We start from the raw sequence: 17,193 nt of genomic DNA on the forward strand, positions 1-17,193 counted from the left end.
ATCTCGTTATGGGAAAAGCGATCACAGCTTGTTCAGTGGAATCTTCAGGTAGCTCACGCCATTGGCCTCGGGCTTCGGAAAGTGGCCGCTGCGCATGTTGACCTGCACCGATGGCAGGATCAGCACGGGCATGTCGAGGGTCTTGTCGCGGGCTTCGCGCATGGCCACGAAGCTGTCTTCGTCGATGCCGTGGTGGATGTGAATATTGCTGCTGCGCTGCTCGGCCACGGTCGTGACGTACTGCATGTCGCGCCCGCCCGGTAGGTAGTCGTGGCACATGAACAACTGGGTCTGGTCGGGGTAGGCCAGCAGGCGGCGGATCGAACGGTACAGGGTACGCGCGTCAGCACCGGGGAAGTCGCAGCGGGCCGTGCCGTAGTCAGGCATGAACAGCGTGTCACCGACGAACACCGCCGTTTCACCGCCATCCACCACCACATAGCTCATGCATGCCGGTGTGTGCCCCGGCGTGTGCAAGGCACGGGCATGCAGGTTGCCGATGCGAAAACCTTCTTCGTCCTCAAGCAGGGCATCGAACTGGCTACCATCTCGGGCAAAGCCGGGTTCGGCATTGAACAGCGCGCCGAAGACTTTTTGTACCTGAGTGATGTGCGCTCCGATGGCTGTGTGGCCGCCGAGCTTTTGCTTGAGGTAGGCCGCTGCCGAAAGGTGATCTGCGTGAACATGGGTTTCCAGAATCCACTGCACCTGCGCACCCAGCGCCTCCACCCTGGCGATCAACCGGTCTGCCGAGGCGGTGCAGGTACGCCCTGACTTGGGGTCGTAATCGAGGACGCTGTCGATCAACGCGCACTTGCGCGTCTCGCCGTCCATGAGCAGGTAGCTGATGGTCGAGGTCGCCTCATCGAAGAAGGCTTCCACGTGAAGGTTGTTACCGATGATCATCACGTTCTCCAAAGTTTCCTCCACCCCTAGTAGAGGCGTAGGCAGTGACCGGAGGTTTATCAAGATGCATGCCAGGGTTTTTCACAGGTCTTGGCCAATGAATGCGGGCCTGACTGGCGCTTGCCCGGCAACATGGCAGTGACACTGGCAGTCGACTGTCAGCCAATGGCAGTGTTTGGCAGTCCTTGCTACCCTGCGCCGGGTTATCACATCGGTGCCCTCATGCCTCAAGCCCATCCCATCATCCTAGCGCTGGTTTCCTACCTCGAACACGATGCGCTGCCTACCATCGTGCTGGATACCGACTACAACATCCTCGCCGCCAACGCGGCCTATCGCCGTCAGTTCGGCCGAGACGACCAAGCGCCGCTGGGTGAAAAGTGCCACAAGGTCTCGCACCACTATGCCGTGCCTTGCGACCAGGCCGGTGAGCATTGCCCGATGCGCAAGGCATGGGACAGCAAGGTTCCGGAGCGTGTGTTGCACATTCATCACACGCCACGAGGCCCTGAGCATGTGGATGTCGAACTGCGGCCGATCCTGGATGAGCAGGGCAGGGTGGTGGCCTTCGTCGAGCGCCTCACCACGATCACACTCGCCTCGGCGCAGCCTCAGGAGCAAGGGTTGGTAGGGCGGGCGCCAGCATTCAAGACGGCACTGGCCAGCCTGCAGCGCGCAGCGCCCGCGCAGATCCCGGTTTTACTTCAAGGCGAATCGGGTACCGGCAAAGAGCTGTTCGCCCGCGCCATCCACATGGGCAGCCCGCGCGCCAACGGGCCGCTGGTGGTGGTCGACTGCACCGGCCTGACCGAGTCGCTGTTCGAGAGCGAGTTGTTCGGCTACGAAAAGGGCGCGTTCACCGGCGCCAACCAGCGCAAGATCGGCCTGGCCGAAGCGGCGCATGGCGGCACGCTGTTCCTCGACGAAATCGGTGAAGTGCCGATGGCGATGCAGGTCAAACTGCTGCGCCTGATCGAGTCTGGCAGCTTCCGGCCAGTGGGCAGCCTGCGCACCGTGCACTCGGATTTCCGTTTGGTTTCGGCCACACACAAGCCGCTCAAGAAAATGGTTGCCGAGGGGACGTTCCGAGAGGATCTGTATTACCGCATCAGCGGTTTTCCTATCCGGCTGCCCGCACTGCGTGAGCGTGTGGACGATCTGCCGTTGCTCGTCGAAAGCCTCCTTCAGCGCATGGGGGGCAAGCCACCGCCACGCTTGACCGATGAGGCACTGCAACAGCTTGGCTTGCATCCGTTCCCAGGCAATATCCGCGAGTTGCGTAACATCCTGGAAAGGGCTCGGCTGTTTGCCGATGACGGGCTGATCCGTCCCGAACACCTACCAGAAGACATCGGCCCGCCGACCTCACCCGGCTTGGCCAGGGGCCGAAGCCATAGCGCCCTGGGTGAGCTGGCGCAGGCGCTGGAGCAGTTTCAGGGGCCACGCAGTGAACTGGCGCGCCACCTGGGCATGAGTGAGCGCACCCTCTATCGACGCTTGAAGGCACTGGGCTTGGGTTCTGAATGAGCCTCACCTTATCTCGGGTTGGCAAAACCGCTGGCTCAATTTTCAACGGCTACTGAGGACGCCGATTCGCACACACAAAAAAGCCCGCTTTCGCGGGCTTTTCCATGGCGGTCAATCTACACCGGATCAGAAGTCCAGGTTCGATACCGACAGCGCGTTGCTTTCGATGAACTCGCGGCGAGGTTCCACCGCGTCACCCATCAGGGTGTTGAAGATCTGATCGGCAGCGATCGCGTCTTCGATGGTGACCTTGAGCATGCGGCGCACGGTCGGGTCCATGGTGGTTTCCCACAGCTGGTCCGGGTTCATCTCACCCAGCCCTTTGTATCGCTGGATGGTATGGCGCTTGGTGCTTTCGTTCATCAGCCAGTCCAAGCCTTCCTTGAACTCGACGATCGCCTTGCGACGCTCGCCACGCTGCACATAGGCACCTTCGCCCAGCAGGCTGGACAGCTTGGAACCGATGTTGACCACGGTGCGGTAGTCGTTGCTGCCGAAGAAATCGCGGTTGAACGTCACGTAGCTGGCCAGGCCATGCGAGGTGATTTCCACTTCCGGCAGCCAGACATTGCGCTCTTTGTCTTCGCGAAGGCTGGCTTGATAAGCCAGGCCCGACTTCTGGCTGTTGCTCAGACGTTCCTGGAACTTGGCCAGCCACGCCTGCATTACAGCGTGGTCGCCCAGTTGTTCCAGGGTGACTTCCGGCAGGTAGATGAAGTGCTCGGTCAGCTCCTGTGGGTACAGGCGCGACAAACGCTTGAGGGTCTTCATCACGCCACGGAACTCGTTCACCAGGTTTTCCAGCTGTACACCGGAAACCGCTGGCGCCGACTCGTCCAGGTGCAGGCTGGCATCTTCCAGGGCCGATTGGGTCATGTATTCTTCCATGGCCTCGTCGTCCTTGATGTACTGCTCCTGCTTGCCTTTCTTCACCTTGTACAGCGGTGGCTGAGCAATGTAGATGTAGCCACGCTCGACCAGCTCTGGCAGCTGACGGAAGAAGAAGGTCAGCAGCAGGGTACGGATGTGCGAACCGTCAACGTCAGCATCGGTCATGATGATGATGTTGTGATAACGCAGCTTGTCGATGTTGTACTCTTCGCGACCGATACCGCAGCCCAGCGCGGTGATCAGCGTGCCGACCTCCTGGGACGAAATCATCTTGTCGAAGCGAGCCTTCTCGACGTTGAGGATCTTGCCCTTCAGCGGCAGGATCGCCTGGGTGCGACGGTTACGACCTTGCTTGGCCGAGCCACCTGCGGAGTCACCCTCCACCAGGTACAGTTCGGAAAGGGCAGGGTCCTTCTCCTGACAGTCGGCCAACTTGCCTGGCAAGCCAGCGATGTCCAGTGCACCTTTACGGCGAGTCATCTCACGCGCTTTACGCGCGGCTTCACGCGCACGGGCAGCGTCGATCATCTTGCCGACAACGGCTTTGGCTTCGTTCGGGTTCTCCAGCAGGAAGTCCGAGAAGTACTTGTTCATCTCCTGTTCCACGGCGGTTTTCACTTCCGAGGAAACCAGCTTGTCCTTGGTCTGGGAGCTGAACTTGGGATCGGGGACTTTGACCGAGATGATCGCGGTCAGGCCTTCACGGGCGTCGTCGCCCGTGGTCGCGACCTTGTTCTTCTTGGCCAGGCCTTCCTGCTCGATGTAGCTGTTCAGGCTACGGGTCAGCGAAGAACGGAAGCCTACCAGGTGAGTGCCGCCATCGCGCTGCGGAATGTTGTTGGTGAAGCACAGCAGGTTCTCGTTGAAGCTGTCGTTCCACTGCAGAGCGACTTCAACGCCCACACCATCGTCACGCTGGACGTTGAAGTGGAACACCTGGTTGTTCACGGGGGTCTTGTTGGTGTTCAGGTACTCGACGAAAGCCCGCAGGCCGCCTTCGTACTTGAAGAACTCTTCCTTACCGCTGCGTTCATCCTTGAGCAGAATGCCGACGCCCGAGTTAAGGAACGACAGCTCACGGATCCGCTTGGCCAGGATGTCCCAGCTGAAGTGGATGTTCTTGAACGTTTCAGCCGAAGGCTTGAAGTGGATGTGGGTACCCGTCGTTTCGCTGTCACCTACAATCGCCATCGGCGCTTGAGGGACACCATGAACGTAGGTCTGCTCCCAGATCTTGCCGCTACGACGTACTGTCAGCACCAGCTTTTCGGACAGGGCGTTCACCACGGAAACACCAACACCGTGCAGGCCGCCGGATACTTTGTACGAGTTGTCGTCGAACTTACCGCCGGCGTGCAGCACGGTCATGATGACCTCGGCTGCGGATACGCCTTCTTCTTTGTGCACGTCAACCGGAATGCCGCGACCGTTGTCGCGCACGCTGATGGATTCATCCGTGTGGATGATGACGGTGATGTCATCGCAATGACCGGCGAGGGCTTCGTCGATCGAGTTGTCGACCACTTCGAAGACCATGTGGTGCAGGCCGCTACCATCATCGGTGTCGCCAATGTACATGCCGGGACGCTTGCGTACGGCATCCAAACCTTTCAGCACTTTGATGCTGGAGGAGTCGTACGTTTGATTTTCGCTCATGCCTTCACTCCCGATGGTCGTGGGTCTGGGTGATACGGCCCTGTTCCACGTGGAACAAAGCAACTGGCGTTTCCGTCTGCCAGCCTTCCCTCAGTAATTCGTGATCTACACAGGTGATGAACACCTGGCAGCGTAATTCTTCTAGCAAGCGGCACAATGCGCGGCGGTGTTGCTCGTCCAGTTCTGACGGCAAGTCATCCACGAGATAAATACAGTGACCGCGGCGAGCCTGACTGACGAGGTGCCCTTGGGCAATGCGTAGCGCGCACACCACAAGTTTCTGCTGCCCTCGCGACAGAATGTCGGCTGCATTATTGGCAGCCAATCGAAGACGCAGATCAGCACGCTGCGGACCGGCCTGGGTATGTCCCATCTGCTGATCGCGAAGAAGAGAGGAGGCGAGTACTTCGTTGAGTTCCCGGTCCTTGTCCCAGCCTCGGTAATAGCTCAGGGTCAACCCGTCAAGCTCGACCAGTTCGCTCAGGGTTCGCTCGAAGACGGGCTTCAAGGCCTTGATGTAGTTGCGACGGTATTCATCTATTTCCGCGCTGGCCAGGCACAATTCCCGGTCCCAGGCGGCTTGCGAAGCTGGGTCAAGTGTACCATGCCGCAACCACGAGTTCCGCTGCCGGAGCGCCTTCTGCAGACGTTGCCAAGCAGGCAGGAATCGAGGTTCCACGTGGAACACTCCCCAATCCAGGAACTGGCGGCGAATTTTCGGAGCGCCTTCCAGCAGCCGGAAACTGTCCGGGTTGATCAGTTGCAGCGGTAACAGTTCGGCCAACTGCGCAGCACTTTTGGCATTCTGCCCGTCAATACGGATGGTGAAATCACCATGCCGTTCACGGGATACCCCAAGGTTGCTGGTGCCTCCCGACGTCAACTCAACCTCGCCGAACACCGTGCAAGCCGGCTGCTCGTACTGAATAACCGGGTTCAGTCGTGTACTGCGGAACGAACGCGCCAAACCAAGCAAATGCACAGCTTCGAGCACGCTGGTTTTGCCGCTGCCGTTATCACCGTAGAGGATGTTGATGCGGGGAGAAGGTGAGAGGGTCACCGGGTGCAGGTTGCGCACCGCGGTGACCATGATACGTCGAAGGGACATTCGGCCTGCTACAGGTTACAGACGCATAGGCATGACAACGTAGGAAGAGTCATCATTGCCAGCCTCCTGCAGCAGCGCACTGCTGTTGGAGTCGGACAGAATCAGACGCACCTGCTCGGTCGTCATGACGCCCAGCACATCCAGCAGATAGCTGACGTTGAAGCCGATTTCCAGCGCACTGCCGTTGTAGTCGACGCTGATTTCTTCCTCAGCTTCTTCCTGTTCCGGGTTATTGGCCTGGATCTTCAATTGGCCGGCGGCCAGTTGCAGGCGAATACCGCGGTACTTTTCGTTGGACAGAATCGCGGTACGGCTGAATGCCTCACGCAGTGCCTGACGATCACCCACCACCAGTTTGTCGCCACCTTTGGGCAACACACGCTCGTAATCCGGGAACTTGCCATCCACCAGTTTCGAGGTGAAGGTAAATTCGCCAGTGGTCGCGCGGATATGGTGCTGCCCGAGGACGATGCTGACCATGCCCTCTGGGTCGGTCAGCAGGCGCGCCAGCTCCAGGATACCTTTGCGCGGCACGATCACTTGATGGCGATCATCCTGCTCGATTGGCGCGCTCATGGAGCACAGCGCCAAGCGGTGACCATCGGTAGACACTGCACGCAGGGTGTTACGCGACACCTCCAGCAGCATGCCGTTGAGGTAGTAGCGAACATCTTGCTGGGCCATGGCGAAGCTGGTGCGTTCGATCAAACGGCGCAGCTTGCTCTGTTCCAGGTTGCAGGTCAGCGAACCCGGGCCTTCTTCCACAGTCGGGAAGTCATTGGCGGGCAGGGTCGACAGGGTGAAGCGGCTGCGGCCGGCCTTGACCAACAGTTTTTGCTCGTCGACCTTGATATCGATCAGGACGTCGTTCGGCAGGCTTTTGCAGATGTCCATCAGCTTGCGAGCCGGGACAGTGATTTCGCCAGGCTCAGCTGGCTCTTCCAGTTGCACGCGGCCTACCAGTTCGACTTCCAGGTCGGTACCGGTCAACGACAGCTGCTGGCCTTGCACAACCAGCAATACGTTGGACAGGACCGGCAAGGTCTGACGGCGCTCGACGACACCGGCGACCAGTTGCAGGGGTTTCAACAGGGCTTCGCGTTGAATGGTGAAATGCATGGTCTAGTCCCTTGCCTTCAATTAGCTGCGCAGACGGCCATCAGGTCGTCAGCGTCCGCAGCAGGTTCTTGTAGTCCTCGCGGATGTCCGCGTCGGATTCCTTCAGTTCGTTGATTTTGCGGCAGGCGTGCAGCACGGTCGTGTGGTCGCGACCACCAAACATGTCGCCGATTTCCGGCAGACTGTGGTTGGTCAGCTCCTTCGACAGGGCCATGGCCACCTGGCGCGGGCGCGCGACAGAGCGCGAGCGACGCTTGGACAACAGATCGGAGATCTTGATCTTGTAGTACTCGGCCACGGTGCGCTGGATGTTATCCACACTGACCAGCTTGTCCTGCAGCGCCAGCAAATCCTTGAGCGACTCACGAATCAGTTCGATGGTGATGTCGCGGCCCATGAAGTGCGAGTGGGCGATTACCCGCTTCAATGCACCTTCCAGTTCGCGGACGTTGGAACGGATGCGCTGGGCAATGAAGAAGGCTGCGTCATGCGGCAGCTCAACTTTGGCCTGGTCGGCCTTCTTCATCAGAATCGCTACACGGGTTTCCAGCTCTGGCGGTTCTACGGCAACGGTCAGGCCCCAGCCGAAGCGGGATTTCAGACGTTCTTCCAGGCCTTCGATTTCTTTCGGGTAACGGTCAGAGGTAAGGATCACCTGCTGGCCGCCCTCGAGCAGGGCGTTGAAGGTGTGGAAAAACTCCTCCTGCGAACGCTCCTTACGGGCGAAGAACTGGATGTCGTCGATCAGCAGCGCATCGACCGAGCGATAGAAGCGCTTGAACTCGTTGATGGCATTGAGCTGCAGCGCCTTGACCATGTCGGCGACGAAACGCTCCGAATGCAGGTAGACCACCTTGGCATTCGGGTTTTTCTTCAGCAGATGGTTACCCACAGCATGCATCAAGTGGGTTTTACCCAGGCCAACACCGCCATAAAGGAAGAGCGGGTTATAGCCATGCTTGGGGTTATCGGCGACCTGCCAGGCAGCAGCACGCGCCAGCTGGTTCGACTTACCTTCGACGAAGGTGTCGAAGGTGAACGTGCGGTTCAAGTAACTGGTGTGCTTGAGCGCACCTTCGACCTGAACGGTGCGTTGCTCGGTGCGGGTACTGGTAGCCGGCACCGGCGCGGGCTCGGCCATGGCATCAAAGCTGTCGCGCGAAGACGGCTCGGCCACCTCGTTGATCAGCACCGTCTCTACAGGCGCAGCAGCTGGTTCCGCTGACACAGCAGCGGGGGCGGCTTTCTGTACCTGGGTGTGCGCCAGCGAAGCTGCCACGGCGGCACTGACAGGCGCATTGGGAGCGGCGCGCGGAGCCGAACTGCGACGGCTGCCTATTAATAAGGAAAGGGCAGGTGCGATGCCGCTGCCATTTTCACCCAACAGCTCGAGCAGACGACCCAGGTACTTTTCATTGACCCAATCGAGAACGAAACGGTTAGGCGCATAGACGCGCAACTCGTCGCCTTCGGCTTCGACCTGTAGCGGACGGATCCAAGTGTTGAATTGCTGGGCAGGCAGTTCATCGCGCAGAAGCTCCACGCACTGCTGCCAAAGTTCCACTGACACGGATATCCCCTGAGTTTGAAAGCCGGATGAGGCAAAAGCAAACCGCCATTGTACCGGTCGAGCGGTCAGTTATCCACATGTGGATACGTTCGGATCCGTGACAAAACAGCCATTTATCGACCAAAACGTCTTCATCACGCTGTGCATAAGCCCTGTGGATAACCGCACCTGAGGGCTATGCACAACCCTGGGTTGAGATCTGTTGATAACTCACCTGTGGATAATGAGCGTTTTAATCCACAGATTCTGCGCAGGCGGAGCACAAGCGCAGCACCGGATACCGACAGGGTTTCAAAACTCTGTAAAGCATGAATTTCCTGGTCTGCAGAGGTTTATCCACAGAAAGTTATCCACTTAAGATTTATAAGTTCTTTAAAAAAGCTTTTTAAATGTCTCTTCTTTTTTTTCATGTTATCCACGATCGCGTTTCCCGAACAGGTCGCGTCTGGGCAACCTCAGCGCGGGCAAATCCAGCACGCCTTCTATAAGGAATGATTGGTTGGAAATTGACCTATTGCCTTGCTTTCTCTAGAATCGCCGGTCTCTTAAAAAGGGGGCCATCCCGGCCGTCGTCGACAAACCCAGGTAACACGCCATGAAACGTACTTTCCAACCAAGCACCATCAAGCGCGCGCGCACTCACGGTTTCCGTGCCCGTATGGCTACCAAGAACGGCCGCGCTGTTCTGTCGCGTCGTCGTGCCAAAGGCCGTAAGCGTCTGGCCATTTGATTTTTCGGCACAGGTGGTGAGTCAGGACTTCAGTCGGGAAAAGCGACTGCTTACACCCCGACACTTCAAAGCGGTCTTCGACTCCCCAACCGGCAAGGTTCCAGGGAAAAACCTGCTGATCCTTGCTCGCGAGAACGGCCTCGATCATCCACGCCTTGGCCTGGTGATCGGCAAGAAGAGCGTCAAGCTCGCCGTTCAACGCAATCGCCTCAAGCGCTTGATGCGCGATTCCTTTCGTCTGAACCAGCAGATGCTCGCTGGCCTGGACATCGTGATCGTCGCGCGCAAGGGATTGGGTGAGGTAGAAAACCCGGAATTGCATCAACACTTTGGCAAGCTCTGGAAACGCCTGGCGCGCAGCCGGCCTTCTCCAGCGGTTAGCGCCGATTCCGCAGGGGTAGACAGCCAAGATGCGTAAACTGGCACTCGTTCCGATCCAGTTTTACCGTTATGCCATCAGTCCTCTGATGGCCAATCACTGTCGTTTCTTCCCCAGCTGCTCCTGTTACGCTTACGAAGCCATCGAAAACCATGGCTTATGGCGTGGTGGGTGGCTGGCCGTTCGTCGCCTGGGGCGTTGTCATCCGTGGAACGACGGCGGTTTCGACCCCGTTCCACCCGCTCCTTCCTCCCGAACTTCTTCGATAGCCGAGTAATCATGGATATTAAACGCACGATCCTGATCGCCGCGCTGGCAGTCGTGTCCTACGTCATGGTCCTGAAGTGGAACGATGACTACGGCCAAGCTGCCCTGCCGACTCAGAATACTGCTGCCAGCACTGTTGCTCCGGGCTTGCCCGATGGCGTGCCGGCCGGTAACAACGGTGCCAGCGCCGATGTACCGAGCGCCAACGCCGAATCGAGCCCTGCCGAACTGGCACCGGTCGCACTCAGCAAGGATCTGGTCCGGGTCAAGACCGATGTTCTGGAACTGGCTATCGACCCGGTTGGTGGTGACATCGTCCAGCTGAACCTGCCGAAGTACCCACGCCGTCAGGACCACCCGAACATTCCGTTCCAGCTGTTCGACAACGGTGGCGAGCGTGTGTACCTGGCCCAGAGCGGCCTGACCGGCGCCAACGGCCCGGACGCACGTTCCACGGGTCGTCCGCTGTACGCAGCCGAGCAGCGCAACTACCAGCTGGCCGATGGCCAGGAACAACTGGTGGTCGACCTGAAGTTCAGCGACAACGGTGTGAACTACATCAAGCGCTTCAGCTTGAAGCGTGGTGAGTACGACCTGACCGTCAGCTACCTGATCGACAACCAGAGCGCGCAGGCCTGGAGCGGCAACATGTTTGCCCAGCTCAAGCGTGACGCCAGTGGCGATCCGTCTTCGAGCACTGCCACCGGCACCGCTACTTACCTGGGCGCCGCCCTGTGGACAGCTGCCGAGCCGTACAAGAAAGTGTCGATGAAGGACATCGACAAAGGTAGTTTGAAAGAAAATGTGTCCGGCGGCTGGGTCGCCTGGCTGCAGCACTACTTCGTCACTGCCTGGATCCCTGCCAAGTCGGACAACAACGTTGTTCAAACCCGCAAGGACAGCCAAGGCAACTACATCATCGGTTACACCGGCCCTACCCTCAGCGTACCTGCTGGCGGCAAGGTCGAAACCAGCGCCATGCTGTACGCCGGTCCGAAGATCCAGTCCAAGCTCAAAGAGTTGTCCCCAGGCCTGGAACTGACCGTCGACTACGGCTTCCTGTGGTTCATTGCTCAGCCGATCTTCTGGCTCCTGCAACATATCCACAGCCTGCTGGGTAACTGGGGCTGGTCGATCATCGTGCTGACCATGCTGATCAAAGGCCTGTTCTTCCCGCTGTCGGCTGCCAGCTACCGCTCGATGGCGCGCATGCGTGCCGTGGCGCCGAAGCTCGCCGCGCTGAAGGAACGCTTCGGTGACGATCGCCAGAAGATGTCCCAGGCGATGATGGAGCTGTACAAGAAAGAGAAGATCAACCCGCTGGGTGGCTGCCTGCCGATCCTGGTTCAGATGCCGGTATTCCTGGCCCTGTACTGGGTACTGCTGGAAAGCGTCGAGATGCGCCAGGCCCCATGGATGCTGTGGATCACTGACCTGTCGATCAAGGATCCGTTCTTCATCCTGCCGATCATCATGGGCGCCACCATGTTCATTCAGCAGCGTCTGAACCCGACGCCGCCGGATCCGATGCAGGCCAAGGTCATGAAAATGATGCCAATCATCTTCACCTTCTTCTTCCTGTGGTTCCCGGCTGGTCTGGTGCTGTACTGGGTTGTGAACAACTGCCTGTCGATTTCGCAGCAGTGGTACATCACCCGCCGTATCGAAGCAGCGGCTAAAAAAGCTGCTGCTTGACGGGCTGCTAGTCTGTGAATAAAAACGCCCCCTAGTGGGGCGTTTTTGCTATCTGTCGTTTTTGTCGTAGAGGCTTTCGAGCATGAACACTGTGCGTGAGACCATCGCTGCCATCGCTACCGCCCAGGGCCGCGGAGGCGTGGGTATTGTCAGGTTGTCCGGCCCGTTAGCGGCCAAGGCTGGCCAGCTCATCACCGGCCGCACCCTGACGCCGCGCCACGCGCACTACGGCCCCTTCCGTGATGAGCAGGGCCTGGTCCTGGACGAAGGCATTGCGTTGTACTTCCCTGGGCCTAACTCGTTCACGGGCGAGGATGTGCTTGAGCTACAGGGGCATGGCGGGCCGGTGGTCCTGGACATGCTGCTGCAACGCTGTGTGCAACTGGGTTGCCGCCTGGCTCGTCCGGGTGAGTTCAGCGAGCGAGCATTCCTCAACGACAAGCTCGACCTGGCGCAAGCCGAGGCAATCGCCGACCTCATCGAGGCCAGCTCCAGCCAGGCTGCGCGTAATGCCCTACGCTCGCTGCAGGGCGAGTTTTCCAAGCGTGTGCACAGCCTCACCGAGGCGCTGATTGCTTTGCGCATCTACGTCGAGGCAGCGATCGACTTCCCGGAGGAGGAGATCGACTTCCTGGCCGATGGCCACGTGCTGTCGATGCTCGATGCGGTGCGCGGCGAGTTGTCCACAGTGCAACGCGAAGCCGGGCAGGGTGCATTGCTGCGCGACGGCATGACAGTGGTCATCGCCGGTCGTCCGAATGCGGGTAAATCCAGCCTGCTGAATCGCCTTGCCGGCCGCGAAGCCGCCATCGTCACTGACATCGCCGGCACCACCCGGGACATTCTGCGGGAACATATCCACATCGACGGCATGCCGTTGCACGTGGTCGACACTGCGGGCCTGCGCGATACCGATGACCATGTGGAAAAAATAGGCGTCGAGCGGGCGCTCAAGGCCATTGGCGAGGCCGATCGGGTGTTGCTGGTGGTCGACTCCACGGCACCTGAGGCCATTGACCCGTTTGCCCTCTGGCCGGAATTCCTCGATCAGCGGCCGGACCCGGGCAAAGTCACCCTGATCCGTAACAAGGCTGACCTCAGTGGTGAGGTCGTGGGCTTGGAACAGTGTGATGACGGCCATGTGACCATCACCCTCAGTGCCAAGGATGACGCCAGTGGGCTGCAGTTGCTGCGTGACCACCTCAAGGCCTGCATGGGTTATGAACAGACCGCCGAGAGCGGTTTCAGCGCCCGCAGGCGCCATCTGGATGCCCTGCGCCAAGCTAGCGATCACTTGGAGCATGGTCGGGCGCAGCTGACCCTGGCGGGCGCCGGAGAACTGCTGGCAGAGGACCTGCGCCAGGCTCAGCACGCCTTGGGAGAGATCACAGGGGCGTTCAGCTCGGATGACCTGCTGGGGCGGATCTTCTCCAGTTTCTGCATCGGTAAGTAATCCACAGGCCCTCAAAAGGCCACTCGCTATACCAGGCCGCTCCTCAGGGAGCGGCTTTTTTTTGTCCGGCGATTAGCGAGGAGGGCCTGTGAATGCCAAAAGGGTCGTTGCAGACATGCTTTTTTTCATCCACAGGTGGAAAAAGCCCACCCTGTACCCTGTGGAAAACCATCCATCAGCTCTCTTGATAACCCCCTCTTTTTCTTGAGGAAAAAACCGCCTGTGTATAAATAGGCATTTAATCCACAGGCTAAAGGGCGTTATCCAGAGCCCTTATGGCACTTGAATAACAGGGTTTAATTTCGCTGTACACAGCGCACAATAAGGGCTACAGAACCTTATCCACAGAAAGGTGTGTGCATAAGAATAAACATAAAAACAAAGCTTTATTAAATTTCTCTTCTTTGATTTTGTTGTCTGCCACTCATCCACAGCCTGATCAAATTTTGCGCAAGCGGTTCCTTTGCAAGGGGGTAAGTCCCTATACTTGTCCGCTTACCTTCTCTATTCGCAAAAACAGGCACGAGGTGCGTGGTGGATTTCCCTTCCCGTTTTGAAGTGATCGTCATCGGCGGCGGCCATGCCGGTACCGAGGCTGCGCTTGCGTCTGCACGCATGGGTGTCAAAACCCTGCTGTTGACCCATAACGTGGAAACCCTCGGTCACATGAGCTGCAACCCCGCGATTGGCGGTATTGGCAAAAGCCATCTGGTCAAAGAGATCGATGCGCTCGGCGGTGCCATGGCATTGGCCACCGACAAGAGCGGCATCCAGTTCCGCGTTTTGAACAACCGCAAAGGCCCGGCCGTACGCGCCACCCGAGCGCAAGCTGACCGCGCCATCTACAAGGCAGTGGTTCGCGAAATCCTGGAAAACCAGCCCAACCTGTGGATATTCCAGCAGTCCTGTGACGACCTGATCGTCGAGCAGGACCAGGTCAAAGGTGTGGTGACCCAGATGGGCCTGCGGTTCTTCGCCGAATCCGTGGTGCTGACTACTGGTACCTTCCTCGGTGGCCTTATCCACATTGGCCTGCAGAACCATTCCGGCGGTCGCGCCGGCGATCCACCTTCGATTGCCCTGGCGCACCGCATGCGTGAACTGCCGCTGCGCGTGGGCCGTTTGAAAACCGGGACCCCGCCGCGTATCGATGGCCGGTCGGTGGACTTCTCGGTCATGACCGAACAACCGGGCGACACTCCGATCCCGGTCATGTCGTTCATGGGCAATGCCCAGATGCATCCGCGCCAGGTGAGCTGCTGGATTACCCACACCAACGCCCGCACCCATGAAATCATCGCGTCGAACCTCGACCGTTCGCCGATGTACTCGGGTGTGATCGAAGGCGTAGGCCCGCGCTACTGCCCGTCGATCGAAGACAAGATCCACCGCTTCGCCGACAAGGAAAGCCATCAGGTGTTCATCGAGCCAGAAGGCCTGACCACCCATGAGCTATACCCCAACGGTATTTCGACTTCGCTGCCGTTCGACGTGCAGCTGGAGCTCGTGCGTTCGATCCGCGGCATGGAAAACGCACACATCGTGCGCCCAGGCTATGCCATCGAATATGACTACTTCGACCCGCGTGACCTGAAGTACAGCCTCGAGACCAAAGTCATCGGCGGCCTGTTCTTCGCTGGCCAGATCAACGGCACCACCGGTTACGAAGAGGCCGGTGCACAAGGCCTGTTGGCCGGTACCAACGCCGCACTGCGTGCGCAAGGCCGCGAAAGCTGGTGCCCGCGCCGCGACGAGGCGTACATCGGGGTACTGGTCGACGACCTGATCACCCTGGGTACCCAGGAGCCGTACCGCATGTTCACTTCGCGCGCCGAATACCGGCTGATCCTGCGTGAGGACAACGCCGATCTGCGTCTGACCGAGAAAGGCCGTGAGCTGGGCTTGATCGATGACGACCGCTGGGCCGCGTTCTGCGCCAAGCGCGACGGTATCGAACGTGAGGAGCAGCGGCTGAAATCGACCTGGGTGCGCCCGAACACGCCCCAAGGCCAGGCCGTTGTGGATAAGTTCGGTACCCCCCTGAGCCATGAATACAGCCTGCTCAACCTGCTGGCGCGTCCAGAAATCGACTACGCCGGGTTGATCGAAGCGACAGGCGGTGAGGAAATCGATCCACAGGTAGCCGAGCAGGTCGAAATCAAGACCAAGTACGCCGGATACATCGACCGTCAACAGGATGAGATTGCTCGCCTGCGCGCCAGCGAAGACACCCGCCTGCCTGTGGATATCGACTACACCACGATTTCTGGCCTGTCCAAGGAAATCCAGGGCAAGCTCGGCCAGACCCGTCCCGAGACGCTGGGCCAGGCTTCGCGTATTCCTGGTGTGACACCGGCGGCCATTTCGCTGCTGCTGATTCATCTGAAAAAACGCGGCGCAGGCCGCGAATTGGAGCAAAGCGCTTGAGTTCCCAGGTCACCCCGCAACACGCCGAAGAATTATCCACAGGCGCGCGCCAGCTCGGCATCGAGCTGAGCGCGCAGCAGCACGAAATGCTGCTGGGCTACCTGGCCCTGTTGATCAAATGGAACAAGGCCTACAACCTCACTGCCGTGCGCGATCCGGACGAGATGGTTTCCCGGCATCTGCTCGACAGCCTCAGTGTCATGTCGTTTATCCACAGCGAGCGCGATAACTGGCTGGATGTCGGCAGTGGGGGTGGCATGCCGGGTATTCCCTTGGCTATCCTGCACCCACACAAGCAAGTGACGGTTCTGGACAGCAATGGCAAGAAGACCCGCTTCCTGACCCAGGTGAAACTGGAGCTCAAGCTGGACAACCTGCAGGTTATCCACAGCCGGGTCGAGGAATTCAAACCGGCGCAACCGTTCAGCGGAATCATCTCGCGTGCCTTCAGCAGCATGGAGAACTTCACCAACTGGACCCGCCATCTGGGCGACACCGGGACGCAATGGCTTGCAATGAAGGGGCTGCATCCTGCCGATGAACTGGTAGCATTGCCCGCAGACTTCACAGTGGAAAGCGAGCAGGCCCTGACCGTTCCAGGTTGCCAGGGCCAGCGCCATCTGCTGATACTGCGCCGCAAGGCATGACTGGGAACACGCGCATCAATGGCTAAGGTATTCGCAATCGCGAACCAGAAAGGTGGTGTGGGCAAGACCACCACCTGTATCAATCTCGCCGCTTCGCTGGCCGCGACCAAACGTCGTGTGCTGCTGATCGACCTCGATCCGCAAGGCAACGCCACCATGGGCAGCGGTGTCGACAAGCACGAGCTCGAGCACTCGGTATACGACTTGCTGATCGGGGAATGCGACCTGGCCCAGGCCATGCATTACTCCGAGCACGGTGGTTTCCAGCTGTTGCCGGCCAACCGTGACCTGACCGCCGCCGAAGTGGTGCTGCTGGAAATGCAGGTCAAGGAAAGCCGCCTTCGCAACGCCTTGGCGCCGATCCGCGAGAACTACGATTTCATTCTCATCGACTGTCCGCCATCGTTGTCGATGCTGACGCTCAACGCGTTGGTCGCCTCCGATGGGGTGATTATCCCGATGCAGTGCGAGTACTACGCACTGGAAGGTCTCAGCGACCTTGTGGATAACATCAAGCGCATCGCCGCCCGGTTGAATCCGGAGCTGAAAATCGAAGGCCTGTTGCGGACCATGTTCGACCCGCGCCTGAGCCTGAACAACGATGTTTCGGCCCAGCTCAAGGAACACTTCGGCGAGCAGCTGTACGACACGGTCATCCCGCGCAACATTCGCCTGGCCGAGGCCCCGAGCTTCGGCATGCCGGCCCTGGCCTACGACAAGCAATCGCGTGGCGCGCTGGCTTATCTGGCCCTGGCTGGGGAACTGGTGCGCCGTCAGCGCCGTCCATCCCGCACTGCACAAACAACTTAAGGAATCCG

At 59.1% G+C, this 17,193-nt stretch carries 14 protein-coding genes; 9 read left to right on the forward strand and 5 right to left on the reverse strand.

Features of this window, described 5'->3' with window-relative positions:
• Window positions 1-21 precede the first annotated feature (21 nt).
• The gene (locus tag OGV19_RS23830) at window positions 22-906 is read right to left on the reverse strand and encodes an MBL fold metallo-hydrolase (RefSeq protein WP_264310919.1); all 885 of its coding nucleotides are present in this window, start codon (window positions 904-906) and stop codon (window positions 22-24) included.
• Between the two features lie 222 nt (window positions 907-1,128).
• On the opposite strand from OGV19_RS23830, the gene OGV19_RS23835 reads away from it, so the two are divergent.
• The gene (locus OGV19_RS23835; protein WP_264310920.1) at window positions 1,129-2,433 is read left to right on the forward strand and encodes a sigma-54 interaction domain-containing protein; all 1,305 of its coding nucleotides are present in this window, start codon (window positions 1,129-1,131) and stop codon (window positions 2,431-2,433) included.
• A 126-nt stretch (window positions 2,434-2,559) separates the two neighbouring features.
• On the opposite strand, the gene gyrB is transcribed toward OGV19_RS23835, so the two are convergent.
• From gyrB to dnaA, 4 genes are read right to left on the reverse strand one after another with little or no spacing between them, the layout of a single operon-like run.
• Window positions 2,560-4,980: a DNA topoisomerase (ATP-hydrolyzing) subunit B gene (gene gyrB / locus OGV19_RS23840; RefSeq protein WP_264310921.1), complete on the reverse strand. Its 2,421-nt coding sequence runs from the start codon at window positions 4,978-4,980 to the stop codon at window positions 2,560-2,562.
• Between the two features lie 4 nt (window positions 4,981-4,984).
• Complete coding sequence (gene recF / locus OGV19_RS23845; protein WP_264310922.1) at window positions 4,985-6,088, reverse strand: DNA replication/repair protein RecF; 1,104 nt, start codon at window positions 6,086-6,088, stop codon at window positions 4,985-4,987.
• A gap of 15 nt (window positions 6,089-6,103) precedes the next feature.
• The gene (gene dnaN / locus OGV19_RS23850) at window positions 6,104-7,207 is read right to left on the reverse strand and encodes a DNA polymerase III subunit beta (RefSeq protein WP_027592068.1); all 1,104 of its coding nucleotides are present in this window, start codon (window positions 7,205-7,207) and stop codon (window positions 6,104-6,106) included.
• A 40-nt stretch (window positions 7,208-7,247) separates the two neighbouring features.
• A complete protein-coding gene (gene dnaA, locus OGV19_RS23855) occupies window positions 7,248-8,777 on the reverse strand; it encodes a chromosomal replication initiator protein DnaA (protein ID WP_264310923.1) in 1,530 nt (509 codons plus the stop codon).
• A gap of 595 nt (window positions 8,778-9,372) precedes the next feature.
• Between dnaA and rpmH the strand changes: the two genes are divergently transcribed.
• From rpmH to OGV19_RS23895, 8 genes are all read left to right on the forward strand, one after another.
• On the forward strand, window positions 9,373-9,507 hold the full coding sequence (gene rpmH, locus OGV19_RS23860) for a 50S ribosomal protein L34 (protein WP_003253163.1): 135 nt from the start codon (window positions 9,373-9,375) through the stop codon (window positions 9,505-9,507).
• A gap of 13 nt (window positions 9,508-9,520) precedes the next feature.
• Window positions 9,521-9,925: a ribonuclease P protein component gene (gene rnpA, locus OGV19_RS23865; protein WP_264313996.1), complete on the forward strand. Its 405-nt coding sequence runs from the start codon at window positions 9,521-9,523 to the stop codon at window positions 9,923-9,925.
• On the forward strand, window positions 9,918-10,163 hold the full coding sequence (gene yidD, locus OGV19_RS23870; protein ID WP_015268406.1) for a membrane protein insertion efficiency factor YidD: 246 nt from the start codon (window positions 9,918-9,920) through the stop codon (window positions 10,161-10,163). Before rnpA ends, yidD begins: the two co-directional genes overlap by 8 nt.
• 2 nt (window positions 10,164-10,165) lie before the next feature.
• Window positions 10,166-11,848, forward strand: a complete 1,683-nt coding sequence (gene yidC / locus OGV19_RS23875) for a membrane protein insertase YidC (protein WP_264310924.1) — start codon at window positions 10,166-10,168, stop codon at window positions 11,846-11,848.
• An 82-nt stretch (window positions 11,849-11,930) separates the two neighbouring features.
• Window positions 11,931-13,301, forward strand: a complete 1,371-nt coding sequence (gene mnmE, locus OGV19_RS23880; protein ID WP_264310925.1) for a tRNA uridine-5-carboxymethylaminomethyl(34) synthesis GTPase MnmE — start codon at window positions 11,931-11,933, stop codon at window positions 13,299-13,301.
• 534 nt (window positions 13,302-13,835) lie between these two features.
• Window positions 13,836-15,728 (forward strand): tRNA uridine-5-carboxymethylaminomethyl(34) synthesis enzyme MnmG, encoded by a 1,893-nt coding sequence (gene mnmG, locus OGV19_RS23885; protein WP_264310926.1) that lies wholly within the window; start codon window positions 13,836-13,838, stop codon window positions 15,726-15,728.
• The gene (rsmG, locus tag OGV19_RS23890) at window positions 15,725-16,375 is read left to right on the forward strand and encodes a 16S rRNA (guanine(527)-N(7))-methyltransferase RsmG (RefSeq protein WP_264310927.1); all 651 of its coding nucleotides are present in this window, start codon (window positions 15,725-15,727) and stop codon (window positions 16,373-16,375) included. The genes mnmG and rsmG overlap by 4 nt, the downstream gene beginning before the upstream one ends.
• A gap of 18 nt (window positions 16,376-16,393) precedes the next feature.
• Window positions 16,394-17,185, forward strand: coding sequence for a ParA family protein (locus tag OGV19_RS23895; RefSeq protein ID WP_027592075.1), 792 nt, complete (start codon window positions 16,394-16,396; stop codon window positions 17,183-17,185).
• The last annotated feature ends 8 nt before the right edge of the window (window positions 17,186-17,193 follow it).

The sequence above is a fragment of the Pseudomonas putida genome (assembly GCF_025905425.1).
Classification (GTDB): Bacteria; Pseudomonadota; Gammaproteobacteria; order Pseudomonadales; family Pseudomonadaceae; genus Aquipseudomonas; species Aquipseudomonas putida_AF.